This window comes from Paraconexibacter sp., assembly GCF_059438195.1.
On sequence record NZ_JBLKKY010000031.1, the window covers coordinates 28,593 to 49,869 of the forward strand.

At 74.4% G+C, this 21,277-nt stretch carries 19 protein-coding genes and 2 tRNA genes; 13 read left to right on the top strand and 8 right to left on the bottom strand.

The genetic code is table 11. The features are described 5' to 3' along the window. Positions 1–2: 2 nt before the first annotated feature. Positions 3–686 (top strand): potassium channel family protein, encoded by a 684-nt coding sequence (locus tag ACME2J_RS12000; protein ID WP_495545153.1) that lies wholly within the window; start codon positions 3–5, stop codon positions 684–686. Between the two features lie 49 nt (positions 687–735). Here the strand turns inward: ACME2J_RS12000 and ACME2J_RS12005 are convergent, their stop codons facing one another. The 4 genes from ACME2J_RS12005 to ACME2J_RS12020 form a co-directional block, all read right to left on the bottom strand. After that, on the bottom strand, positions 736–1,812 hold the full coding sequence (locus ACME2J_RS12005) for a metallophosphoesterase (RefSeq protein ID WP_495545154.1): 1,077 nt from the start codon (positions 1,810–1,812) through the stop codon (positions 736–738). A 101-nt stretch (positions 1,813–1,913) separates the two neighbouring features. Beyond that, positions 1,914–1,984 (bottom strand) — tRNA-Gln (locus tag ACME2J_RS12010). A gap of 169 nt (positions 1,985–2,153) precedes the next feature. Then, a complete protein-coding gene (locus tag ACME2J_RS12015; RefSeq protein WP_495545155.1) occupies positions 2,154–3,980 on the bottom strand; it encodes an ABC transporter ATP-binding protein in 1,827 nt (608 codons plus the stop codon). After that, on the bottom strand, positions 3,977–5,743 hold the full coding sequence (locus tag ACME2J_RS12020; RefSeq protein WP_495545156.1) for an ABC transporter ATP-binding protein: 1,767 nt from the start codon (positions 5,741–5,743) through the stop codon (positions 3,977–3,979). The genes ACME2J_RS12015 and ACME2J_RS12020 overlap by 4 nt, the downstream gene beginning before the upstream one ends. 71 nt (positions 5,744–5,814) lie before the next feature. Here ACME2J_RS12020 and ACME2J_RS12025 point away from each other — a divergent pair, with 71 nt between their 5' ends. Further along, the gene (locus ACME2J_RS12025) at positions 5,815–6,021 is read left to right on the top strand and encodes a hypothetical protein (protein WP_495545157.1); all 207 of its coding nucleotides are present in this window, start codon (positions 5,815–5,817) and stop codon (positions 6,019–6,021) included. 12 nt (positions 6,022–6,033) lie between these two features. On the opposite strand, the gene ACME2J_RS12030 is transcribed toward ACME2J_RS12025, so the two are convergent. Continuing rightward, a complete protein-coding gene (locus tag ACME2J_RS12030; RefSeq protein ID WP_495545158.1) occupies positions 6,034–6,255 on the bottom strand; it encodes a hypothetical protein in 222 nt (73 codons plus the stop codon). Positions 6,256–6,326: 71 nt separating this feature from the next. Further along, complete coding sequence (locus ACME2J_RS12035) at positions 6,327–6,749, bottom strand: hypothetical protein (RefSeq protein WP_495545159.1); 423 nt, start codon at positions 6,747–6,749, stop codon at positions 6,327–6,329. Positions 6,750–6,878: 129 nt separating this feature from the next. Here ACME2J_RS12035 and ACME2J_RS12040 point away from each other — a divergent pair, with 129 nt between their 5' ends. Then, positions 6,879–8,930, top strand: a complete 2,052-nt coding sequence (locus ACME2J_RS12040) for a hypothetical protein (protein ID WP_495545160.1) — start codon at positions 6,879–6,881, stop codon at positions 8,928–8,930. A 4-nt stretch (positions 8,931–8,934) separates the two neighbouring features. Here the strand turns inward: ACME2J_RS12040 and ACME2J_RS12045 are convergent, their stop codons facing one another. Then, the gene (locus ACME2J_RS12045) at positions 8,935–9,681 is read right to left on the bottom strand and encodes a hypothetical protein (RefSeq protein WP_495545161.1); all 747 of its coding nucleotides are present in this window, start codon (positions 9,679–9,681) and stop codon (positions 8,935–8,937) included. A gap of 151 nt (positions 9,682–9,832) precedes the next feature. Here ACME2J_RS12045 and ACME2J_RS12050 point away from each other — a divergent pair, with 151 nt between their 5' ends. Together ACME2J_RS12050 and ACME2J_RS12055 are read left to right on the top strand one after the other, a co-directional pair. Further along, the gene (locus tag ACME2J_RS12050; protein WP_495545162.1) at positions 9,833–11,416 is read left to right on the top strand and encodes a diguanylate cyclase; all 1,584 of its coding nucleotides are present in this window, start codon (positions 9,833–9,835) and stop codon (positions 11,414–11,416) included. Between the two features lie 102 nt (positions 11,417–11,518). Next, the gene (locus ACME2J_RS12055; protein WP_495545163.1) at positions 11,519–13,639 is read left to right on the top strand and encodes an MMPL family transporter; all 2,121 of its coding nucleotides are present in this window, start codon (positions 11,519–11,521) and stop codon (positions 13,637–13,639) included. Positions 13,640–13,683: 44 nt separating this feature from the next. Here the strand turns inward: ACME2J_RS12055 and ACME2J_RS12060 are convergent. Beyond that, positions 13,684–13,757 (bottom strand) — tRNA-Met (locus ACME2J_RS12060). Between the two features lie 81 nt (positions 13,758–13,838). On the opposite strand from ACME2J_RS12060, the gene ACME2J_RS12065 reads away from it, so the two are divergent. From ACME2J_RS12065 to ACME2J_RS12100, 8 genes are all read left to right on the top strand, one after another. Continuing rightward, a complete protein-coding gene (locus ACME2J_RS12065; protein ID WP_495545164.1) occupies positions 13,839–14,780 on the top strand; it encodes an aminopeptidase in 942 nt (313 codons plus the stop codon). Continuing rightward, on the top strand, positions 14,777–15,667 hold the full coding sequence (locus ACME2J_RS12070) for a hypothetical protein (protein ID WP_495545165.1): 891 nt from the start codon (positions 14,777–14,779) through the stop codon (positions 15,665–15,667). Before ACME2J_RS12065 ends, ACME2J_RS12070 begins: the two co-directional genes overlap by 4 nt. Positions 15,668–15,672: 5 nt before the next feature. Next, on the top strand, positions 15,673–16,023 hold the full coding sequence (locus tag ACME2J_RS12075; protein ID WP_495545166.1) for a hypothetical protein: 351 nt from the start codon (positions 15,673–15,675) through the stop codon (positions 16,021–16,023). A gap of 5 nt (positions 16,024–16,028) precedes the next feature. Beyond that, a complete protein-coding gene (locus ACME2J_RS12080) occupies positions 16,029–16,673 on the top strand; it encodes an MBL fold metallo-hydrolase (protein WP_495545168.1) in 645 nt (214 codons plus the stop codon). Continuing rightward, positions 16,673–17,959, top strand: a complete 1,287-nt coding sequence (gene hisS / locus ACME2J_RS12085; protein ID WP_495545169.1) for a histidine--tRNA ligase — start codon at positions 16,673–16,675, stop codon at positions 17,957–17,959. Before ACME2J_RS12080 ends, hisS begins: the two co-directional genes overlap by 1 nt. Before the next feature lie 410 nt (positions 17,960–18,369). Next, positions 18,370–20,175 carry an aspartate--tRNA ligase gene (gene aspS / locus ACME2J_RS12090; protein ID WP_495545172.1) on the top strand — a complete coding sequence of 602 codons (1,806 nt, stop codon included), beginning with the start codon at positions 18,370–18,372 and terminating at the stop codon, positions 20,173–20,175. Positions 20,176–20,259: 84 nt separating this feature from the next. After that, positions 20,260–21,066, top strand: a complete 807-nt coding sequence (locus ACME2J_RS12095; protein ID WP_495545170.1) for a ferredoxin-like domain-containing protein — start codon at positions 20,260–20,262, stop codon at positions 21,064–21,066. Beyond that, positions 21,063–21,277, top strand: a 215-nt coding sequence (locus ACME2J_RS12100) for a precorrin-8X methylmutase (RefSeq protein WP_495545171.1), incomplete at its 3' end; no start/stop codon positions are given. The genes ACME2J_RS12095 and ACME2J_RS12100, both read left to right, overlap by 4 nt.

Genomic DNA, 21,277 nt, shown 5'->3' on the forward strand with positions numbered 1-21,277 from the left:
GCGTGTACGTCCTCATCTGCGGCGCCGGCAAGGTCGGCTGGAACCTCGCCCGCGAGCTCATCGCGAAGGGTCACGAGGTGACGCTCATCGAGGAGCGGCGCGACCGCTACCTCACGATCGAGCAGGAGCTCGAGCACGCCGTCCAGTACGGCGACGCGACGGAGCTGTGGGTCCTCGAGCGCGCCGGCATCCAGCGCGCCGAGCTCGTCATCGCCGTGACGGGCGACGACGAGGACAACATGCTCATCTCGCAGGTCGCGAAGGAGAAGTACCTCTGCGACCGCATCATCGCCCGCGTCAACAACCCGCGGAACCGGCAGTGGTTCGAGCTGCTCGGCGTCAGCCCGATCGTGAGCGCGACGGACCTCATCCTCCGCCTCATCGAGCACGAGGTGCCGAGCTACGGCCTCGTCCACCTCCTCGACCTCCACGCGGAGAAGCTCGAGATCATCGAGATCGAGGTCGCGCCCGACGCGCCGGCCGCCGGCTCGGCGGTGAAGGACGTCCGGCTCCCCGAGGGATCGCTCATCATCAGCGTCCTGCGGCAGGGCGAGGGCTTCGTCCCGAAGGCGGACACGGTCATCGAGAGCGGCGACGAGGTGCTGCTCGTCCTCGATCCCGGGCTCGAGGAGCGCATCATGCAGCACTTCTCGGGCCCCGCCGGCAACGGCGCGAGCGCGCTCTGACCATCGGGACGCCGTGCGCCGCCGAGGCGGCGTCGTCGTCGCCCGGCGCTCAGCCGAGGTCGACGTCGTCGAGGAGCGTGACGGTCCGGGCGCGACCGCGGGAGTCGATGCGCACGGCGGCACCCGGCCAGTAGGGGTGACCGGCCTTGGCGCCGGCGAGGAGGAGCGGCTCGTGGACCCACGAGCCGGTGTTGAGGAGGCGCGGTCCACCGCGCAGCGGGCGCCAGTCGGCGCGCGGGTCCCCGGGGAGGGGGCCGGCGCGGTGGAGGTGCCCGAAGACGACGACGTCCGCGTCGATCCCGAGGCGGGCGATCGCGGTCGCCATGGCGGGCAGCCCGGCACGCCGGAACTGCTGCCCGAGGAGGCCGGAGCTGAACGGCGCGAGGACGGGGGAGGGGAGCGCGGCGTCGAGGGCGGGTCCCGCGACCATGCCGGCGTTCCGGGCGAGGGCGGCCGCCCGGTCGATCGCGGCGCTCACCCCGCGTGGCAGCGTCGATCCGAGCGCGACCTGGACGGCGGCGAAGGTCGCGCCGAGCCCGCGCTCGTAGTCCTCGGGGCGCTGATCGGCCTCGACCTCGGCGAACGCGCGCGGCTCGGCGAGCCTCGGCGCCGCGCCCTCCTCGCCCGCGGGCACCTCGGCGCCCGTCGCGCGCGAGGCGAGGAGCAGCTCGCGGTCGACGTAGTGGCCGTGGTGGGCGTAGACCCCGTCGGCGAGCCAGAAGCCCGGGTAGTGGACGCGCACCCGCGCGGGCTTGAGGGCCTGGGCGACCGCGAGGAGCGCCGGGGAGCTCGACGTCGCCACCCGGGCCGCAGGCGTGAGCGCCTTGCCGAGCTCCGCCCGGCCGCGCACCCAGCGGCGGACGAGACGGTGGTCGTGGTTGCCGGGCACGACGACGATCTCCCGCTCGCGGCCCATCGCGGCGCCGAGCCGCCGGAGGACCGGCTCCGCGTCGTCGAACGCGGCCCGCGGACGCCCCTCGAGCATCTCGATGACGTCGCCGAGGAGCACGAGCCGGTCGACGTTCTCGAGGGCCGCCACGAGCGCCTCGAGCGGCGCCTCCCGGCGCAGGACGTCGCGCTGCAGACGCGAGCCGAGGTGGAGGTCGGAGATGACGAGCGTGCGCACGCGAGGAGTACGGGCCGCGAGGGGCGGGCGCGCTCAGTCTCGCAGGTGGAGGAGGCTCGTCCGGGAACGACGAACGCGGCCCGTGGGGCCGCGTCGGGAAGCTGCCGGACTAGGATTCGAACCTAGACTACCTCGTCCAGAGCGAGGCGTGCTGCCGTTACACCATCCGGCAATGCGACGCCGTGGAGCGTCGGCCCGCAGGACGATAGCAAGCGGCGGGGGAGCGTTCCGTCAGGCGTCGACGCGAACGGCTGTTCGTCGCCGGAGAGCGCCCGCGGGCCGAGACTTTGCACGTTGACGGGCAGACCTGACCGTCAACGTGCAAAGTCCGCCCGGCGAGATCAGGCCGCTGCCTGCTCCGCCCAGGCGCGGTAGAGGCGCGAGTACGCTCCGCCCGCCTCGAGGAGCTCCTCGTGCGTGCCCTGCTCCGCGATGCGGCCGCCGTCGAGGACGACGATGCGGTCGGCCTGCCGGATCGTGGAGAGGCGGTGCGCGATGACGATCGCGGTCCGGCCCTCGAGCAGGTGGCGCAGCCCCTCCTCGAGCCGCGTCTCGGTGCGGAGGTCGACGTTCGCCGTCGCCTCGTCGAGGATGAGGACACGCGGGTCGGCGACGAGAGCGCGCGCGAAGGCGACGAGCTGGCGCTGGCCCGCGGAGAGCTGCACGCCGCGCTCGCCGACCTCGGTGTCGAGTCCGTGGGGGAGACGCGCGGCGAAGTCCCAGGCGCCGACGGTGCGGGCGGCCTCCTCGACGTCCTCGCGCGTCGCGCCCGGCCGGCCGAAGGCGATGTTGTCGGCGACCGTCCCGCTGAAGAGGAAGCCCTCCTGCGGCACGATGCCGAGCTGTCGGCGCAGCGAGGCGATCCGCGCGCCGCGGAGGTCGACGCCGTCGACGAGGACGCTGCCCTCCGTGGGGTCGTAGAAGCGGGCGACGAGCTTCGCGAACGTCGACTTCCCGGCGCCGGTCGCCCCGACGAGCGCGACCGTCTCACCCGGGGCGATCGTGAGGTCGACGCCGGCGAGCGCGTGCACGACCTCGCCGCCGTCCTTGCGGTACGCGAAGGTGACGCCGTCGAAGGCGATCTCCCCGCGCAGCGGGTCCGGCAGGTCGACGGCGTCGGGCGCGTCGCGCATGTCCGGCTCCTCGTCGAGGAGCTCGAAGATCTTGTCGAGCGCCGCCATGCCGGACTGGTAGGTCGTGTAGACCTGCGAGAGCTGGCCGATCGGGTCGAAGAACGAGTTGAGGGCCGCGATGAAGCCGACGAGGATGCCGATCGTGAGGTCGCCGTCGAGAACCTCGAACCCGCCGTAGACGAGGATCCCCACGGTCGCGAGCGCGCTGACGAACTCGACCGCCGGGAAGTACGCCGCGTTGAGGTGGACGGTCGTCATGTTCGCCTCGCGGTTGCGCTCGTTGAGCACGTCGAACTCCGCGCGGTGGCGCCCCTCCTGGGCGTGCGAGCGGACGACCCGGATGCCCGACAGCGACTCCTGGAGCGCGCCGGAGATGGCGGCGATCGTCTCGCGGGTCCGCTTGTAGGCGTCGGCGCTCGCGATCCGGAACGCGAACGAGCCGAGGGCGAGGACCGGGAAGACGAGGAAGACGAGGAGGGCGAGCCCGACGTCGAACGTGAGGAGGATGACCGCCGCGCCGAGGAGCGTGAGGCTCGCGCTGAACAGCGTGACGACGCTCGTCGTGACGAGCTGGTTGAGCGCCTCGACGTCGTTGGTCATCCGCGAGATGAGGACGCCGGCGGGCCGGCGCTCGTAGAACGCGACCGGCTGGGACTGCAGGTGGCGGAACATCGTCATCCGCAGGTCCTGGAGCGCGCGCTGGCCGATCCAGCCGGTGAGGTAGGTCTGCGCGTACGTCGCGCCCCAGTTGACGAGCGCGCTCACGACGAAGATGACGACGATGAGGGTGAGCGTCCCCTTGTCGCCGGCGAGGATGCCGTCGTCGATCGCGCGCTGCGCGAGCGGGGCGGGCGCGAGCGCCGCCGCTGTCGCCGCGACGAGCGCGACGAACATGAGGATCACCCGCGTCCGGTAGGGGCGCAGGAGGACGAGGACGCCTCGCAGCTTGCGTCCGCGGCCGGACGTCTGCCGGATGCGCCGGCGGATCTCCTCCCGGCGCGAGGGCGGGACCGCGGGTGGCTCGGGGGCGCTCACAGGCCCGCCGTCTCCCGCTCGCGGGGCTTGCGCGTGAGGAAGACCTGGTCCGGCAGCCCCTTCTCGACGATCTCGCGGTAGAGGTCCGACTGGTCGAGCAGCTCGTCGTGCGTGCCGTGTGCGGCGACGGCGCCGTCCTCGAGGACGACGATCTCGTCGGCGAGCGCGATCGTCGAGAGCCGGTGGGCGATGACGATCGTCGTGCGGTCCGTCATCACCTCTTGCAGGGCGTCCTTGATCGCGCGCTCGGTCGTCGCGTCCACGGCGCTCGTCGCGTCGTCGAGCACGAGGATCCGCGGATCCGCGAGGAAGGCTCGCGCGATGGCGATGCGCTGGCGCTGCCCGCCGCTGAGCGTGAGCCCGCGCTCCCCGATGCGGGTCCCGTACCCGTCGGGCAGCTCGCCGATGAAGTCGTGGGCCTGCGCCCGGCGGGCGGCCTGCTCGACCTCCTCGTCGCTCGCCTCGGGGCGCGCGTAGGCGATGTTGTCGCGGACGCTCGCGCTGAAGAGGAACGGGTCGTCCGTGACGATCGCGATCTGCCGCCGCAGCGACTCCGCGTCGAGCTCCCGGACGTCCACGCCGTCGACGAGGACCGCACCTTCCTGCGGGTCGTAGAGCCGGGGGAGGAGCTGGACGAGCGTCGTCTTCCCCGAGCCCGTGGCGCCGACGAGCGCGACCGTGCGCCCCGGGGCGATCGCGAGGCTCACGCCGCGCAGGGCGGGGGTCGACGTCCCCTCGTAGGACAGCGTGACGTCGCGCAGCTCGACGGCCCCGCCGCCCTGGGGCAGCGGGCGTGGCTGCGCCGGCGTGACGATCCGCGGCTCCCGGTCGAGGATCTCGAAGAGCCGCGCGCCCGAGGCCGTGGCGCGCTGCGCCATCCCGAGCATGACCCCGAGCGTCCGCATCGGCCCGAGGAGCATGAGGAGGTAGACGTAGAAGGCGGTGAACTCGCCGGTCGTGAGGCTCCCGTCGATGACGCGCGTGCCTCCGACGAGGAGCACGGTCGCGAGGCCGATCTGCGGCAGGAAGCCGATGAGCGGGTTGTAGAACGCCTGCAGGCGCGTCGAGACCATCGACTGGCCGAAGACGCGGCCGACCCCGTCGGTGAAGCGGTCGAGCTGGTGGTCCTCGCGCGCGAAGGACTTCACGACGCGGACGCCGCCGATGTTCTCCTCGACGTCGGCGGTGAGCTCCGCGAGCCGCTGCTGGACCTCCTGGAGCGCGGGCCGGGCACGCGTCCCGTAGCGCGAGGCGACGAGGACGACGAAGGGGAGCGGGATGAGCGAGAGCGCGGCGAGAGCCGGGTCCGTGATCGTCATCGCCACCGAGGCGAGGACGATCGTGAGCGCGGACTGCATGATGAAGACGAGCCCGTAGCCGAGGAAGAAGCGGACCGCCTGGAGGTCGACCGTCGCGCGGGACATGAGCTGGCCCGTCTGGTGGCGGTCGAAGAAGCCGAGCTCGAGCGAGAGGAGGTGGCCGTAGAGGCGGTTGCGGAGATCGAGCTCGACGCCGAGCGCGACGCGTCCGGCGATGAGTCGCCGCGCGACGGTGAGGAGGAGGCGGAGGAGACCCGCGACGCCGACGAGGACGCCGAGGAGGACGAGCTCGTCGCGGTCGCCGCGCTCGAGGCCGTCGACCGCCCGGCCGGTGAGCCAGGGGATCGCGACGGTCATCACCATCGCGCAGGCCGCGAGGATCGCCGAGAGGACGACCCCCGCCCGGTGCGGCCGCAGGAAGCCGAGGAGTCTTCGGAACGTCACCACTCGCACCCAGTCTAGTTGCTCGCGCAACGAACCTCGTCGGGCCGTCGCGTGCGACCCTTCGAGCCGCGATGTCCGTTCCCGGAGCCGGCCTCTGCAACCTGTGCGTCCATCAACGCGTCGTACGGAGCGGCCGCGGCTCGGTGTTCACGCTCTGCCGCCGCTCGGCGACCGACGAGCGCTTCCGGAAGTACCCGCCGATCCCGGTCCTCGAGTGCCCGGGCTTCGAGGAGGGGGACTCCTCTCCCGGCGCGGAGAGCGACGACGGCGAGGGCTGAGCCGGCTCGGGCTCAGCCGAGCCGCGGCGTGCCGAGCGCGCGGTGCGGGGCGACCGCGTCGAGGTCGGTCGCGGCAGGCCCGGAACCCGGCGCGGCGGTGACGACGTCATCGCGGAACGCGATCGTCCCGCCTCCGCACCTCGGGCACGACTTCAGGAGGCGGAGGCCGTCGACCATCGCGGCGCTGTTCCACGTCGCGTCGCACGCCGTGCAGCGGGCGGGGGGATCGGGCACGAGGGGCACTCCGAAGTTGTCGGCAGGTCGGCGCGCGACCGACATCGGATGTCCGTCCAGCGCCCGCGGCGCTACTGGAGCGGTCCCTCGACGTCCGGGACCTCGTCGTCGCCCTCTCCGCCGAGCTGCTCGAGGAGCATCACCGCGGTGATCTGCGCGGGGGTCCCGCCGATCTCGCCGCTGCCGAGGTCCTGCAGCTCGGGGTGGAAGGTCGCGTGGACCGTGACGTCCTCGCCGCCCGCGTCCTGGAGGACGATGACCGCGCGGCCCGGCAGCCCCTCGACGGACGGCATCTGCGGAGCGCCGCCCTCGTCGGAGAGCGTCGCCCGGGCGGCCGTGAGGACGTCGGTCACGAGCTCCAGCCAGTGCTGGAGCGCCTGCTGGCGCTCCTCCTCGCTCATGCCCTCGAGGTGGTGGCTGTTCCGGGCGGCGAGGGCGCCGACCGCGGCCTGCACGGCGTCGTCGCTGAGGAGGTCGTCGGGTGCGAAGGTCACGCACCCAGCCTCGCAGACCGGCGGGGGCCGCGTCCGCCGGGTGCGGCACGCCGGCGCTCGTCGTCCGTTAGGTTCGGGGCGCACGCGAACGAGGAGGACGGCATCTTCCCCGGACACCACGACGTCCGCGTGCGCGGCGCAGCTCTCGGGGCCGTGCTCGCCGCGTTCGCCTCGCTCGCCGCTCCGGCGGCGCACGCCCGCCCGAGCGTCGGCGGCGCGACGAAGGACTCCGCGCACTTCCGGGTGCACTACCCCGTGGGCGCGGGCCTCGGCTCACACGTCGACGCGGCTCTCGAGGGCGCCGAGCGGGCGTACCGGCGTCTCGTGCACGGCGCCGGCGGGGTCCCGGACGTCGGGATGCGCGCGCCTCGCAGCGACGCGCTCTCCGACCCGCTCGACGTCCCCGCCGCCGACCGCGACGGCCTCACCGACATCTACTTCGAGGATCTCCCCGGCGAGGGCGGCGCGCAGACCGTCCGCGATCCGCGGCCGCCGCACGCGGCGTGGTTCTCGATGGACCCGGGCGGATCGACGCTCCACACCGCGAAGGGCGCGTCGCACGAGCTGATGCACGTCCTGCAGAGCGCCTACGTCACCCCCCAGGAGGCCGGCGAGGGGGTGAGCGGGTGGCTCACCGAGAGCACCGCCGCGTGGGCGGAGGAGCTGTCGACGGACGGCAGCCCGCTCCTCACCAACGGGCTCCACGACTTCCGCGTGCCGATCACGTGCACGCGCGGCAGCTGGGGCGGTCGCGCCTGTGGGCTCGGGTACGGTCGCTGGCTCTTCGTCGCCCACCTCGCGCAGGCGGTCGGCCCCCGCGTCGTCGCGAACGCGTTCGCGCGCTTCGAGAAGGACTATTGCCCGGACCGGTGCGACGGCGGCGTGAGCGGCTCCGACGGCCTCGTGCACGTCGAGGCGCTCGAGGACGAGCTCGCCGCGGAGGGGACGAGCCTCGCGACCGAGTTCCGCCGCTACGCGTGGAAGGCGCTCGATCCGACGGCCTGGCCGGCGTACGTCGAGAGGATCCTCACGGCTCCCGGCTTCCCCACGGCGCCGGGCGGGCTGACGGGCGCGTCGGTCGGCCCCTCGGCGCCCGACACGGGGTGGCGGCCGGCGACGCTCGACCACCTCACGGCCCGGTACGCGTCCGTGCGCCGCACCGCCCGGCCCACCGCCGACGGGGAGCGGCTCCGGCTGCTCGTCCGGGCGCCCTCCGACCTCGCGCACGCCCCGCGCGTGCTCGTCCGCGCGAGCACCGCGACGACGGCGCGGACGGTCGTGGCGATGCGCCGCGTCGCGGCCGGCGGCGGGACGAGCACCTGGGAGCTCGTCGTGCCCTTCTCGGCGCGGGACGCGCTCGACGCGGCCGTCGCGCTCGTCAACGACACCGCCCGCGACGACGTCGCGTTCGCCTGGCGCGCCGTCCACGTGCCGGCGCCTCCTCCGCCACCGCCGCCGGTGACCGCTCCGGCGCCCGCGCCCGTCGTCGTGCCGGCCCCCGCTCCGCCGGTCGCGCCGGCCGCCGTCCCGCCCGTCGAGGGCGCGCCGGGGTACCTCTTCCCGGCGAAGCTCCGGGTGAGCCGCGCCGAGGTCGAGCGGTCCGACCGCCGGCTCGACGTCCTCGCCCCGATCACGTCGCGCGCCGACGGGGAGGTCGAGGTCTCGTTCCGCGCCGCCGGGCGCACGACCGAGTTCGAGACCCCCGTCCGCTCCGCCGACGGCGCCTTCGACCACGTCCGCTTCCGACACCGGATCCCGGCCGCTCAGGCGCGCAAGGGCACCGGCATCGTGACGATCGCGTACCCGGGGAGCAGGACGACCCGGCCGCAGGAGGTCCGGCTCCGCGCGGCGCGGCGCAAGGCGCGGCTCGACGTCGACCGCATCCGCCTCGACGCCGGTGGGCTCGACGTCGACGGCTCGGTCTCGTCCCGGGTGAGCGGCGTCGTGAGGGTCGAGGTCTCTTACCAGGAGACCACCGGGGCGCCGCGCACCTGGCGCACGCAGACGGAGATCGACGACGAGGGCGACTGGAGCCTCTCCGATGCGCGCGTCCCGCCGGAGGTGGCGATCGCAGGCGGCTATCTCTCGGTCCTCTTCACCGGGGACCTCGAGGCCCGGACGCGCGGCGAGATGCTCTCGTACGCCGTGCAGCCCGGACGGACGCGAACGCCCGGGGACTGAGCGCCTACGGCTCCCGCGTCTGGCCCGGGGCGATCTGGTAGGTCACCATCTCGCCGCGGACGCGGGGGCCGAAGTCGCCGGTGAAGAGCACGCTGAGCGAGCCGCCCGCGACCGCGACCTCGGGCGGCACCCGGGCATCCTCGACCCTCCAGGCCCCGTCCTCGCCGATGCGCGCCCGCGCCGTCCACGTCGACGGCGCCCCCGTCTCGTCCTGGTAGGAGATCTCCAGCCTCACGATGCCGCTCACGCGGCGCGTGAGCGTGCCGCGGACGTCGAGCGAGCGACCGTCGAGCGAGATGCGGTCGACGTCGAGGCGGGCGCGGTTCTCCGCCGCGCGGAGCCGGACCTCCTGCGGGCGCACGCTCGAGGACCCGCCGTAGCGGACGGTGACGATGCCCGTTCCGAGCCGCGCCTGCGCGGCCGGGATCGACCGGCGGACGCGGACGACGTCGAACGCGCCTCGCGCATCGGTGATCGGCGCCGTGAAGCGCGTCGTGCGGCCGGCGGCCTCGAAGGCGATCTCGACGCGGCCGTCGGCGCGTGCGGTGATCGGGGCGAGGAGGTCGAGCGCGCGGTCCGAGGGCAGGACGCGCACCCGGCTCACGCGGAGCTTCGCCGGGTGGAGGTAGCCGGCCTCGCCCGCCTGAGGCGGGGCGGGTGCGAACGACGAGCGCGCCTGCTGCGCAGGGGCCGGAGCAGCGGCGGAGGCGACGGACGCGATGATGAGCGCGACGAGCGTCGTGAAGCGCATGGGTTCAACGTATCTGGCGCGGCCGTGGTTCATCCCGCCTCGCCGGTGCAAAGGGGTCTCTACAGGTTCGTCGGCCGATGCCGATGACATGGGGGTGGCACCTCCCCCTTCGCAGGGCGGCGCGGGCAGCGCTCTCGACGCTTCGATCCCCGTGCGGCCGATCGTCTGGCTCTTCGCCGTCGCGGGCGTCCTCGGCCTGATCTCGGTCGTCGTGCCCCACGATCCGGTCACCGACGACGGGCTCGTCGTCGGCGTCTCGCTCGCGGCGGGCGTCGCCGCCCTCGTCGTCGGCCGGGCGGGCCGCCTCGGGCGCGTCGGCGTGTCGGCCGCCCTCGCGGCGGGGACGATCCTCACATCGGTCGCGATCGCCGCGACGGGCGGACCGCCGAACGCCTCCGCCGCTCTCTACACGTGGATCTGCCTCTACGGCGCCTACGTCCTCCCGCTCCGAGTCGCGCTCGCGCACGCGGCCTTCTGCGGCGCGGCGTACGCCGTGCTCGTCGTCGTCGCCCCGCCCGACTTCCCGCCCGTCGCGCACCTCACGACGACGGTCGGCTCGCTCGTCGGCGCCACCGCCATCGTCGCGGTCCTCCGCAGTCGCCTGGACCGGACGGTCGAGCAGCTCGTCGACGTCGCGCGCCGCGATCCGCTCACGGGGCTCCCGAACCGGCGCCACCTCGCCGAGACCCTCGAGGCCGAGCTCGCGCGCTCGCGGCGGACCGGAAGGCCCGTCGCCCTCCTCATCTGCGACATCGATCGCTTCAAGCTCGTCAACGACACGTACGGCCACTCCGCGGGGGACCGGGTGCTCGTCGAGTTCGCGGGCGTGCTCCGCGACAACGTGCGGTCCATCGACGTCCCGGGACGGCTCGGCGGCGAGGAGTTCGCCGTCGTGCTCCCCGAGACCGATCCCGCCGGGGCGATGCTCGTCGCCGAGCGCCTGCGGCGCGAGACGACCCAGCGGCTCGCCGGTGACGGTCACGCGATCACCGTGTCCCTCGGCGTCGCCTGCGGTCCGGTCGACGGCGACAGGCCCGGAGACCTCCTCGCGGCCGCCGACCGCGCCCTCTACGCGGCGAAGCGCAGCGGGCGCGACCGCGCGGTCCGCTACGACCCGGACGCGACGGAGGAGCTCATCAGCGGCGGCAGCCAGGCCCCCGCGCGCGTGGAGGCGCTGCTCCTCCTCGCGGAGTCGCTCGATCTCCGCGACCCCTCGACGGCCGCGCATTCGCGCACGGTGGGCGGATACGCCGCCGAGCTCGCCGATCGCCTCGGGCTCGAGCCCGACGAGGTGACCCGGGTCCGGCTCGCCGGGATGCTGCACGACATCGGGAAGCTCGCGGTGCCGGACGCGATCCTCCAGAAGCCCGGCCGCCTCACCGACGAGGAGCGACGGGTCGTCGAGCGCCACCCCGAGCTCGGTGCCCGCCTCCTCGAGGGCGCCGGCCTCTCCGACGTGAGCGAGTGGGTCCGCTGCCACCACGAGCGCGTCGACGGGGAGGGCTACCCGCGACGGCTGCCCGTCGACGCGATCCCGCTCGAGGCGCGGATCCTCGCCGTCGCCGACGCCTACGAGGCCATGACCGCCGAGCGCCCCTACAGCCCGCCGCTCGAACCGCTCCTCGCGCTCGCCGAGCTCGAGCGCTGCGCGGGCACGCAGTTCGACGCGGCGATCGTCGCGCACCTCGTCGAGATCGAGCGTCCGCGGCTCGCGCCGGACGCCGGTCGCGCCTGAGCACCCGCCCCGCCGGTTTGCGGACCGGCGGCGACGGGCACCGTCGGGTCGCCGGATCCCCGAGCGCAGCGCCACGGGCCCCGGCCGGGACACGGAGCACAGATGCTCGAGCGCTACGCACGGATCGTCGTCGCGGCACGGCACATCGTCGTGCCGCTGTGGATCGCGGCCGCCGTCGCCGCGTGGATCGCGCTCCCGGCGCTCGGGGGCGGAGGGGCGTCGCTCGACGACATCATCCCCGAGGACAGCGCGGCGGCGCAGGCCCAGGAGCGCGCGATCGAGCGGTTCGGCACGACCCTCGGCGCGGACACCCTCGTCGTCCAGCGAGACCCGGACGGGCTCGGCCGCGACGCGGTCGCCGCTCACGTCGACGCCGTCCGGCAGGGCCCCGACATCGGCGTTCCGCTGGCCGTGCCCGTGCCGAACGTCGACCTGCCCGGCCTCGACTGGCCCGAGGACCGGACCGCGGTGGTGAGCTTCCTCTTCCTCGATCCGTCGCTCGACCTCGACGACCGGCGCGACGCGGCCCTGCGGTACGCACGGAGCCTCGACGGCGCCGGGTCCGGCGCCGACGCCCGCGTGACGGGCGCCGGTCCGGCACGGCTCGCCCAGTACGAGGAGATCGAGGATGCGCTCCCGATCGTGGAGGCGGCGACCGTCATCGTCATCGCGCTCATCGTGGGCGTGTACTTCCGGTCGATCGCGGCGCCGGTCATCACGCTCGTCGTCGCGGGGATCGCCTATGCGGTGGCGCTGCGAGGCATCTCCTGGGTCGCCGAGCGGGCAGGGACCCCGGCACCGCAGGAGATCGAGCCGGTCCTCGTCGTCCTCGTGCTCGGTCTCGTCACCGACTACACCGTCTTCTACATGTCGGACCTGCGGACCCGCCTCGGCGAAGGGCTGTCGGTGCCCGGGGCGGCCCGGCGCGCGACGACGCGCATCACGCCGATCGTCCTGACCGCCGGCATCGTCGTCGCGAGCGCCTGCGCATCTCTCCTGGCAGGCGACATGGAGCTCTTCCGCATCTTCGGCCCCGGGCTCGCGCTCTGCGCCCTCGTCGTCACCGCGGTCTCGGTCACGTGCGTCCCCGCGATCCTCGCGATCGCGGGCGGCACGCTCACCCCGCGGTCGTCCGAGGGCACGAGCGGACGGACCGTCGGCCGGCGCGTCTCCGGCCTCCTGGCGACGAGGCCGGTCGCGCTCGTCGTCGTGCTGATCGGGCTCGGAGGGCTCGTGCTCGCCGCCTCGCCGGCGCGCTCCGCGGATCCCGAGGTCGGGCTCGTGGCGTCGCTGCCCGAGGACTCGCCGGAGCGCCGCGCAGCGGCGGACGTGGCGGCGGCCTTCGGCCCGGGCCTCCTCGCACCGGTCGACGTCATCGTGGAGCAGGCCGGCATCGGCGACCGCGCCGAGGCGCTCGCCCGCATCCAGTCGCGGATCGAGGAGCACGACGGCGTCCGCACCGTCATCGGCCCTCCCAGCATGGGCGAGGTGCCGTTCCGCGACCTCGTCGTGGCCGACGACGGCGGCGCGGCGCGCTTCATCGTCCTCCTCGCGGAGGACCCGACCGGGGCCGGGGCGATCGACGCCGTCGGGCGACTCTCGGACGAGCTGCCCGGCATCCTCGACGAGGCGGGACTCGGCGGGGCCCGCGCGTCGATCGCGGGGGAGACGGCGCTCGCCACGGAGACCGTCGACCGCACGCTCGGCGATCTCGTGCGCGTCGCGATCGTGGCGCTCGTGGTCATCGCGGTGCTCCTCACCGCGTTCCTGCGAGCGCCGCTCGCCGCGGCGCTCCTCGTCCTCGCCAGCGCCCTCGGCCTCGCGGCCGCCTACGGGCTGTCCGCGCTGCTCATCGGCGTCGTGCTCGGCGGGGAGCACTTCGTCTACTACGTCCCGCTCGTCGCCGGGGTCCTCCTCATCGGCCTCGGGTCCGACTACAACGTCTTCATCGCCGGTCGCGTCCGGCAGGAGGTCGACCGGCGCCGCGTCCGCGAGGCGATCGCCGTCGGAGCGGCCTCCGCCTCCGGCGCGATCACCGTCGCCGGGGTCACGCTCGCGGCGACGTTCTCGCTCCTCGCGATCGTGCCGCTGCGGCCGTTCCGCGAGCTCGCGATCCTCATGGTCGTCGGGATCCTGCTCGACGTCCTCGTCGTGCGGCGCGTTCTCGTCCCCGCGCTCCTCGCGGTCCCGGGGCGGCTCACGTGGGGCAGGGCGTCGCGGTGAGGCGGGACGGCGAAGGGCCCGCGGTGAGCGGGCCCTTCGCGCAGTAGCTGGGGGGAGACTCGAACTCCCGACCTCACGATTATGAGTCGTGCGCTCTGACCAGCTGAGCTACCCAGCCCCAGGAGGCCGAGTCTAGCGCGGCGGGTCCGGACCGCGGCCCGCCGCCCGGGACGCCTCCCGGGCGCCTATGCTCGGCGCCATGGCCGACCTCGCCGCCGCCGCGTCCGCCGTCGTCACCCGCTGCCTCGGCATCGTCTCCGGCGAGGACGTCCTCGTCATCGCCGACCCCGACACGACGGACGTCGGGCAGGCGCTGCTGGACGCGTCGCTCGACGCGGGCGCCGACGCGATGCTCGTCACGCTGCCGCCGCGCCCGGAGCGGGGCACCGAGCCGCCGCCGGCCGTCGCCGCCGCGCTGCGGCACTGCGACGTCTACCTCGCGCCGTGCCTGCCGTCGCTGTCGCACACGAAGGCCCGCAAGGCCGCGACCGAGGCGGGGATCCGCGGCGCGACGCTCCCGGGCGTGACGTCGGACCTCCTCGCGCGGCTCATGGGCGTCGACGTCGAGCAGATGGCGCGGCGCAGCCGCGAGGTCGCCGAGGCGCTCGACGCCGCCGACGAGGCGACGCTCACCTGCCCGCACGGGACCGAGATGACGTTCGACCTCCGCGGGCGCGCGGCGATCGCCGACGACGGCGACCTCACGACTCCCGCCGCGTTCGGCAACCTCCCGTGCGGGGAGGGGTTCATCAGCCCGGCGGGCGGCGAGGGAACGCTCGTGGCCCACTCGCTCGCCGGCATCGGCCTCCCCGCCGAGCCCGTCCGGCTCACCGTCCGCGACGGCGCGCTCGCGGACGCGAGCGGCGAGGACGGCGCGCGCTTCCTCGCGCTCCTCGACGCCCACGGCCCCGACGGGCGGCACCTCGCCGAGCTCGCCGCCGGGACGAACCCCGCAGCGGGACTGACCGGGAACATCCTCGAGGACGAGAAGGCGCTCGGGACCGCGCACGTCGCGTTCGGGGCGAGCGCCGCGATCGGCGGCACCGTGGCGGTGCCGGTCCACCTCGACGTCGTCGTCCTCGAGCCGACGCTCGTCGCCGGCGGCGTGACGGTGGTGCAGGACGGGACGCTCGTCGGGTGAGCGCCGTCCCCGGCGACGTCCTCCTCGCGATCCCGAACGTCTCGGAGGGGGAGGACGAGCAGATCCTCGACCTCGTCGGCCGCGCGTTCACGGCCGGCGGCGACGCGCATCTCCTCGACGTGCACGCCGATCCCGACCACGGCCGCAGCGTCTTCACGCTCGCCGGCCGGCCGGGGTCGCTGTCGCGCGCGCTGCGGGACGGAGCCGCCGCGGTCGTCGAGCACGTCGACATCCGCGCGCATCCCGGCAAGCACCCGCACGTGGGGGCCCTCGACGTCGTGCCGGTCGTCCATCTCGACCACGCGAGGCGGGGCGCCGCGTGCGCGGAGGCGCTCGTCGCCGGCGCGCTCCTCGGCGAGCTCGGGCTGCCGTGCGTCCTCTACGGCGCGCTCGGAGGCGGCCGGACGCGCGCCGACCTGCGGCGCGGCGGGCCCGAGGGCCTCGCGCGCCGCATCGGGGCGGGGGACGTCGTCCCGGACTTCGGCCCGCGGGGCGCCGCGCACGAGACGGCCGGCGCCGTCCTCCTCGCGGCCCGGCCGCCGCTCGTCGCCTTCAACGTCGAGCTCGCGCCACCGGCGACGGTCGCGGACGCGAGGGCGATCGCGGCGGCGATCCGGGAGAGCGGCACGGAGGGCCTGCCCGGCCTTCGCGCGATCGGGCTCGAGCTGAGCGACCAGGGCGGCATCGTCCAGGTCTCGACGAACGTGGAGGACCATCTCGCCGTCCCGCTGCGGGACGTCGTCGCCGCCGTCGCCCGCCACGCGGAGGTGAGCGGGGCCGAGCTGGTCGGGCTCGCGCCCGCCGCCGCGCTCGACGGCTTCCCGGCCGAGGTCCCGCTGCGGGGGCGCCGGACGGTCGAGGATGCGCTCGCGGGCGTACAGTGGTAGGTGCGATGGCTCAGACCAAGAGGAAGCGGAAGCACCGCGGGAACGCGGCGGGCATGGTGGAGACGAGGGGACGCACGAGCCGTCCGGCGAGTCCCGCGGAGCGCAAGAAGCTGGCGCGGGCGACGGCGGCGCAGGCGCGCCTCGAGCGCGCGCCGAGCTGGACCTCGGCCGCGAACCGCGCCGCGATCGCGTCGGTCATCTTCGGCGTCGCGCTCATCCTCCTCTTCGGCCAGCCGGTCGCCGGCGCGATCGGGCTCGCGGCGTTCATGTTCGTCGTGTACATCCCGCTCGGCTACTACACCGACCAGTTCATCTACCGCCGGCGCATGAAGCGCAAGGCGGAGGGGAAGGGGTGACCGCCATGGACGTCCGCATGTTCACCGTCGGCCCGGTGCAGGAGAACAGCTTCCTCTTCCGCCGCGACGGCGCGACGGAGGCCCTCCTCGTCGACCCCGGGGACGAGGCGCCGAAGATCCTGTCGGCGATCGAGCAGCTCGGCGTCAACGTCGAGGCGATCCTCCTCACGCACACGCACTTCGACCACGTCGGCGCGGTCGCCCCGGTCGCCCGGGAGACGGGCGCGCCGGTCTACTGCCCCTCGCTCGAGCGCGAGGTCCTCGCGAACGTCATGGACTACGTGCCGTGGCCGGGCTTCGGGCCGTTCGAGAGCTACGAGGCCGACCACCTCGTGGAGGGCGGCGAGACGCTCGAGCTCGCCGGGATGAGCATCGACGTCGTCTTCACGCCCGGTCACAGCCCCGGCCACGTCACCTACGTCGTGCCCGACGAGCAGATGATGTTCAGCGGCGACGTCCTCTTCCAGGGCTCGGTCGGGCGCGTCGACCTGCCCGGTGGCGACTGGCCGACCCTCGCGGCGTCGATCGCGACCCTGCTCGACGCCTATCCCGACGAGACGCGCGTCCACCCGGGGCACATGGGGCTCACGACGCTCGGAGCGGAGCGGGCGACGAACCCGTTCCTGCAGGACCTTCCGCAGAGCACCTGATGGCCGAGCGCATCCAGGTCCCGCGCGGCACGCAGGACGTGCTGCCGCAGGACGCCGTGCCGCGGCTCGCGGTCGAGCGCGTCGCGCGGTCCGTCCTCGAGGGCGCCGGCTACGAGCGGATCGAGACGCCGACCTTCGAGGCGACCGAGCTCTTCGCGCGCGGCGTCGGCGAGTCCACGGACATCGTGCAGAAGGAGATGTTCACGTTCGAGGACGCGGGCGGCCGCAGCCTCACGCTGCGACCGGAGGGCACCGCGCCCGTCGCCCGCGCCTACCTCCAGCACGGGATGCACAAGCTCCCGCAGCCGGTGAAGCTCTGGTACCTCTCCAGCTTCTACCGCAACGAGCGCGCTCAGGCGGGGCGCTACAAGCAGTTCTGGCAGGTCGGGGCCGAGGCGATCGGGAGCTCCGACCCCGCGGTCGACGCGGAGTCCGTCGTCCTCCTCCACGCGATCCTCTCGGAGCTCGGCGTCCGCGAGCTCGAGGTGCGGATCGGGTCCCTCGGCACCCCGGACACGCGCGCCGAGTACCGCGAGAAGCTGCAGGCCCACCTGCGGGCGAACGCCGATCGCCTCAGCGAGGAGGTGCGGTCGCGCATCGAGCTGAACCCGCTGCGGGCCTTCGACGCCGACGACCCCGGCACGCGCGAGGTGATGGCGAGCGCCCCGCGGCTCATGGACGAGCTGCACGCCGACGACGCCGAGCACTTCGCCGAGGTCCGCGGGCTCCTCGACCGGGCCGGCGTGAGCTACGAGATCGACCCGACCCTCGTCCGCGGCCTCGACTACTACGCGCGCACGGTCTTCGAGTTCACGAGCGGCGCCCTCGGCGCCCAGAGCGCCGTCGGCGGCGGCGGCCGCTACGACGGCCTCATCGAGCAGCTCGGGGGCAAGCCGACGCCCGGCATCGGGTGGGCGATGGGGGTCGAGCGCGTCCTCCTCGCCGCGACGCCGCGCCCCGAGCCCCGTGCGCCGCTCGACCTCTACGTCGCGATGGAGGGCGGCGGCGCCGACGGCGGCCCGCCGCACGAGATCCGCGCGACGGCGTTCGCGCTGGCGACGCGTGCGCGGGCGGCGGGGCTCCTGTCCCAGCTCGAGCTCGCGGGCCGCTCGATCAAGGGCCAGCTCAAGCAGGCCGACCGGCTCGACGCGCGGTACGTCGCGATCGTCTCCGAGGACGCCATCGAGCTGCGCGACATGGAGTCGGGAGAGCAGTCGTCGGTGGACGGCGGGGTCGACGCTGTGGTGCACGACGTGTTGCGGGGACGCGGATTGGCGGCGCTGTAGGTCGTTTCTCGGCGTCCCTGGTCGGGAGCTGCGGGCGGGCGGGGGATCGGACATTCCGCCTCACTCCGCAACCCGGCCTCCGGCCGTCTTGCGACGCCGTTCGGCAGAACGTCCGATCCCCCGCCCCGTCGGCGCCGGCGGTGGTGCTCGCGCTCTCACCCCGGTCGTTGCGATGGAGCTGGGGCGGTGGTTCAGACGTGGCGGTCGCGCTGCCACCCCTTGGTACCCACAGCCTCCGTGGTGGTGGCGTTCCGTGGTCCCGGTGCCTCTCACCGGGCGGCTGACGTGATGTTCCCCTGAGCGACGTCCGAGCCGGAGCCGGAGGCGGAGGCGAGAGCGAAGGGGAATGTCACGGCGGCCGCACGACCGCGAGCGATACGTTGCCACCTGTGAGCAGCCCCGACACCGCCATGAAGCAGCCGCCTGCCGCCAACGCGTACCGCGACACGTGGTGCGGGGACGTGCGGGCGACCGACGAGGGGCGCGAGCTGCGGGTGTCCGGCTGGGTCCACCGGCGCCGCGACCACGGCGGGCTCATCTTCATCGACCTCCGCGACCGGTCGGGTCTCGTCCAGCTCGTCTTCCACCCGGATTCGAGCGGCGAGGCGTTCGCGGCCGCCGAGCGGCTGCGCTCCGAGCACGTCGTGAGCGCGCTCGGCAAGGTCGTGAAGCGCGAGGAGATGAACGTCAACCCGAAGATGCCGACGGGCGAGGTCGAGATCTGGGTGACGGAGATGGACGTCCTCGCCGAGGCGGAGACGCCGCCGTTCCCCGTCGACGACGAGACGCCGGTCGACGAGCTCACGCGGCTCGCGAACCGCGTCATCGACCTGCGGCGCGACCGGATGCGCGAGGCGCTCGTCCTGCGTCACGAGATCGTCCACGCGATGCGCGAGACGCTCGCCGCCGAGGACTTCCTCGAGATCGAGACGCCGATCCTCACGCGGTCGACGCCGGAGGGCGCGCGCGACTTCCTCGTGCCCTCGCGGATGCAGCTCGGCTCGTGGTACGCGCTGCCGCAGTCCCCGCAGCTCTTCAAGCAGCTCCTCATGATGAGCGGGTTCGAGCGCTACTACCAGATCGCGCGCTGCTTCCGGGACGAGGACCTGCGCGCCGACCGCCAGCCCGAGTTCACCCAGCTCGACCTCGAGATGTCGTTCGTCGAGGAGGACGACGTCATGGGCGTGATGGAGCGGGTGATGACCGCGGTCTTCGACGTCGCGGGCCTGCCCCTGCCGCCGGCGCCGTGGCGGCGCATGAGCTACGACGAGGCGATGCTGAAGTACGGCGTCGACCGGCCGGACACGCGGTTCGGGCTCGAGATCACCGACGTGTCGGAGCTCGTCGCGGGCTCGGACTTCAAGGTCTTCCAGGGCGTCCTCGACTCCGGCGGGGTGGTGCGGGCGTTCAACGCCGGACCGCGGGAGATGTCGCGCTCCGAGCTCGACGGCCTCAACGACGTCGTGCGGCGGCACGGGGCGAAGGCGGTCGCGCCGATCTACGCGGGCGGCGACGACGCCGAGCGGCCGTGGCAGGGCAACCTCGCGAAGTTCTTCACGCCCGACCAGATCCGCGGCGTCAACGACGCGCTCGGCGCGCAGCCGGGGGACCTCCTCCTCTTCGCGGCCGACACGGAGGCCGTCGCGGCCGCCGCGCTCGGCGCGCTGCGGCTCGAGCTCGCCGAGCGGTTCGCGCTCGTCCCCGACGACGCGCACGACGTCCTCTGGATCGTCGACTTCCCGATGTTCGAGCACGATCCGGCGGCCGACCGCTTCGACCCGCTCCACCATCCGTTCACGGCCCCGCAGGGGGATCTCGACGACCCGGCGGCGCTGCGGTCGCGGGCCTACGACCTCGTGCTCGACGGGACGGAGATCGGCGGCGGGTCGATCCGCATCCACGATCCGGCCGTCCAGCGGCGGATCTTCGAGCACCTCGGGATGGGGGAGGACGAGGCGCGCGACCGCTTCGGCTTCCTCCTCGACGCGCTCCGCTACGGCGCGCCGCCGCACGGGGGGATCGCGATGGGCATCGACCGGATCGTCGCGATCTGCGCCGCGCGGGAGTCGATCCGCGACGTCATGGCGTTCCCGAAGACGGCGACCGGGAGCGACCCGCTCACCGGCGCGCCGGCACCCGTGGACGAGGAGCAGCTCCGGGAGCTCGGGCTCATGAGCCTCGCTCCGCCGTCTCGCGAGGAGCCGGACGGCGGCTGAGCACCGTCCGCGCGGCCTGGACCGGGGTCCGCGCGAGACAGGTCGCCCTCAAGCCGCAGGGCGGGACAGCCGATGCCTCGTCCCGTGAGCTCGCAGATCTCCCGTCCCTACCAGTTCGCCCTCATCGGGCTTCTCCTCGGCGTCGTCCTCTGGTTCGTCGCCCTGCGCGGCGGCGACGAGGAGCCCGTGCCGGCCCCCGTGCCCGCCGCCGGGGCCCCCGCACCGGCACCCGGAGCGCCGCCGGCCCCGGCCGGGGTCCCACCGGCGCCGATCGGGCTCTACCCGTCGGGCGGGCACGGTCCCCGGGCCGGGACGCTCTGGTGCGGGGCCGCACCACTGCTGGGACGGCTCAGCCCCGCCGGCGCCGCCGGTTTGGCCGACCTCGCCCAGGACCTCTGCGGCGGCGAGCTCCGGCTCACGCCCTGGCGGGGTGTCATCCTGGCGGGGATCGCCCCCACCCAGGCGCCCGCCGTGGTCGCCGCCCTCAACCGGCTGGGGCTCTCCGCCGATCCGGACGACCCGGCACACCGGGTGGTGGCCTGCGCCGGCAGCTCCGGCTGCCACGCCGGCCTGGCCGACACGCAGGCCGACGGTGCCCGGGTGGTGGCGCGCCTGCGGGCGCTCCCCGCTCCGGTGGCGGATCGGACGATCCATCTGTCGGGGTGCCCCAAAGGGTGTGCCACCCGCACCCAGTCGGATTCCACGCTGGTGGGCGGGCCGGCACCGGGCACCTACGAGCTCTACCTTCACGATGACGACGCCGCCGGGTTCGGCCGCCTGGTGGACGCCGGCCTCCGCCCCGAAGCGGCCATCAGCAGCGTGGTCACACAGCAGGACCGGGGGACCGGCGGACCGGCCGCTCCCCAGCCGGTGGAGGACTCCGGACGATGACGGTCACCTACGACTATCTGCGCGACGGGCCCGAGATCTACCGGCAGTCGTTCGCCGCCATCCGGGCCGGTGCCGACCTCAGCCGGGTGCCCCCGGGGCTGGAACCGGTGGCGGTGCGGATGATCCATGCCTGCGGGATGCTCGACCTGCCCGCCGATCTCGACTGGTCGCCCGGGTTCGCCGAGGCGGCAGCAGCGGCGCTCCGCTCCGG

Coding starts and splice junctions, on each gene's coding strand:
- ACME2J_RS12080 (WP_495545168.1), top strand. CDS start 16,029: ATGGACGTCCGCATGTTCACCGTCGGCCCGGTGCAGGAGAACAGCTTC.
- ACME2J_RS12055 (WP_495545163.1), top strand. CDS start 11,519: ATGCTCGAGCGCTACGCACGGATCGTCGTCGCGGCACGGCACATCGTC.
- ACME2J_RS12025 (WP_495545157.1), top strand. CDS start 5,815: ATGTCCGTTCCCGGAGCCGGCCTCTGCAACCTGTGCGTCCATCAACGC.
- hisS (WP_495545169.1), top strand. CDS start 16,673: ATGGCCGAGCGCATCCAGGTCCCGCGCGGCACGCAGGACGTGCTGCCG.
- ACME2J_RS12045 (WP_495545161.1), bottom strand. CDS start 9,681: ATGCGCTTCACGACGCTCGTCGCGCTCATCATCGCGTCCGTCGCCTCC.
- ACME2J_RS12075 (WP_495545166.1), top strand. CDS start 15,673: ATGGCTCAGACCAAGAGGAAGCGGAAGCACCGCGGGAACGCGGCGGGC.
- aspS (WP_495545172.1), top strand. CDS start 18,370: ATGAAGCAGCCGCCTGCCGCCAACGCGTACCGCGACACGTGGTGCGGG.
- ACME2J_RS12065 (WP_495545164.1), top strand. CDS start 13,839: ATGGCCGACCTCGCCGCCGCCGCGTCCGCCGTCGTCACCCGCTGCCTC.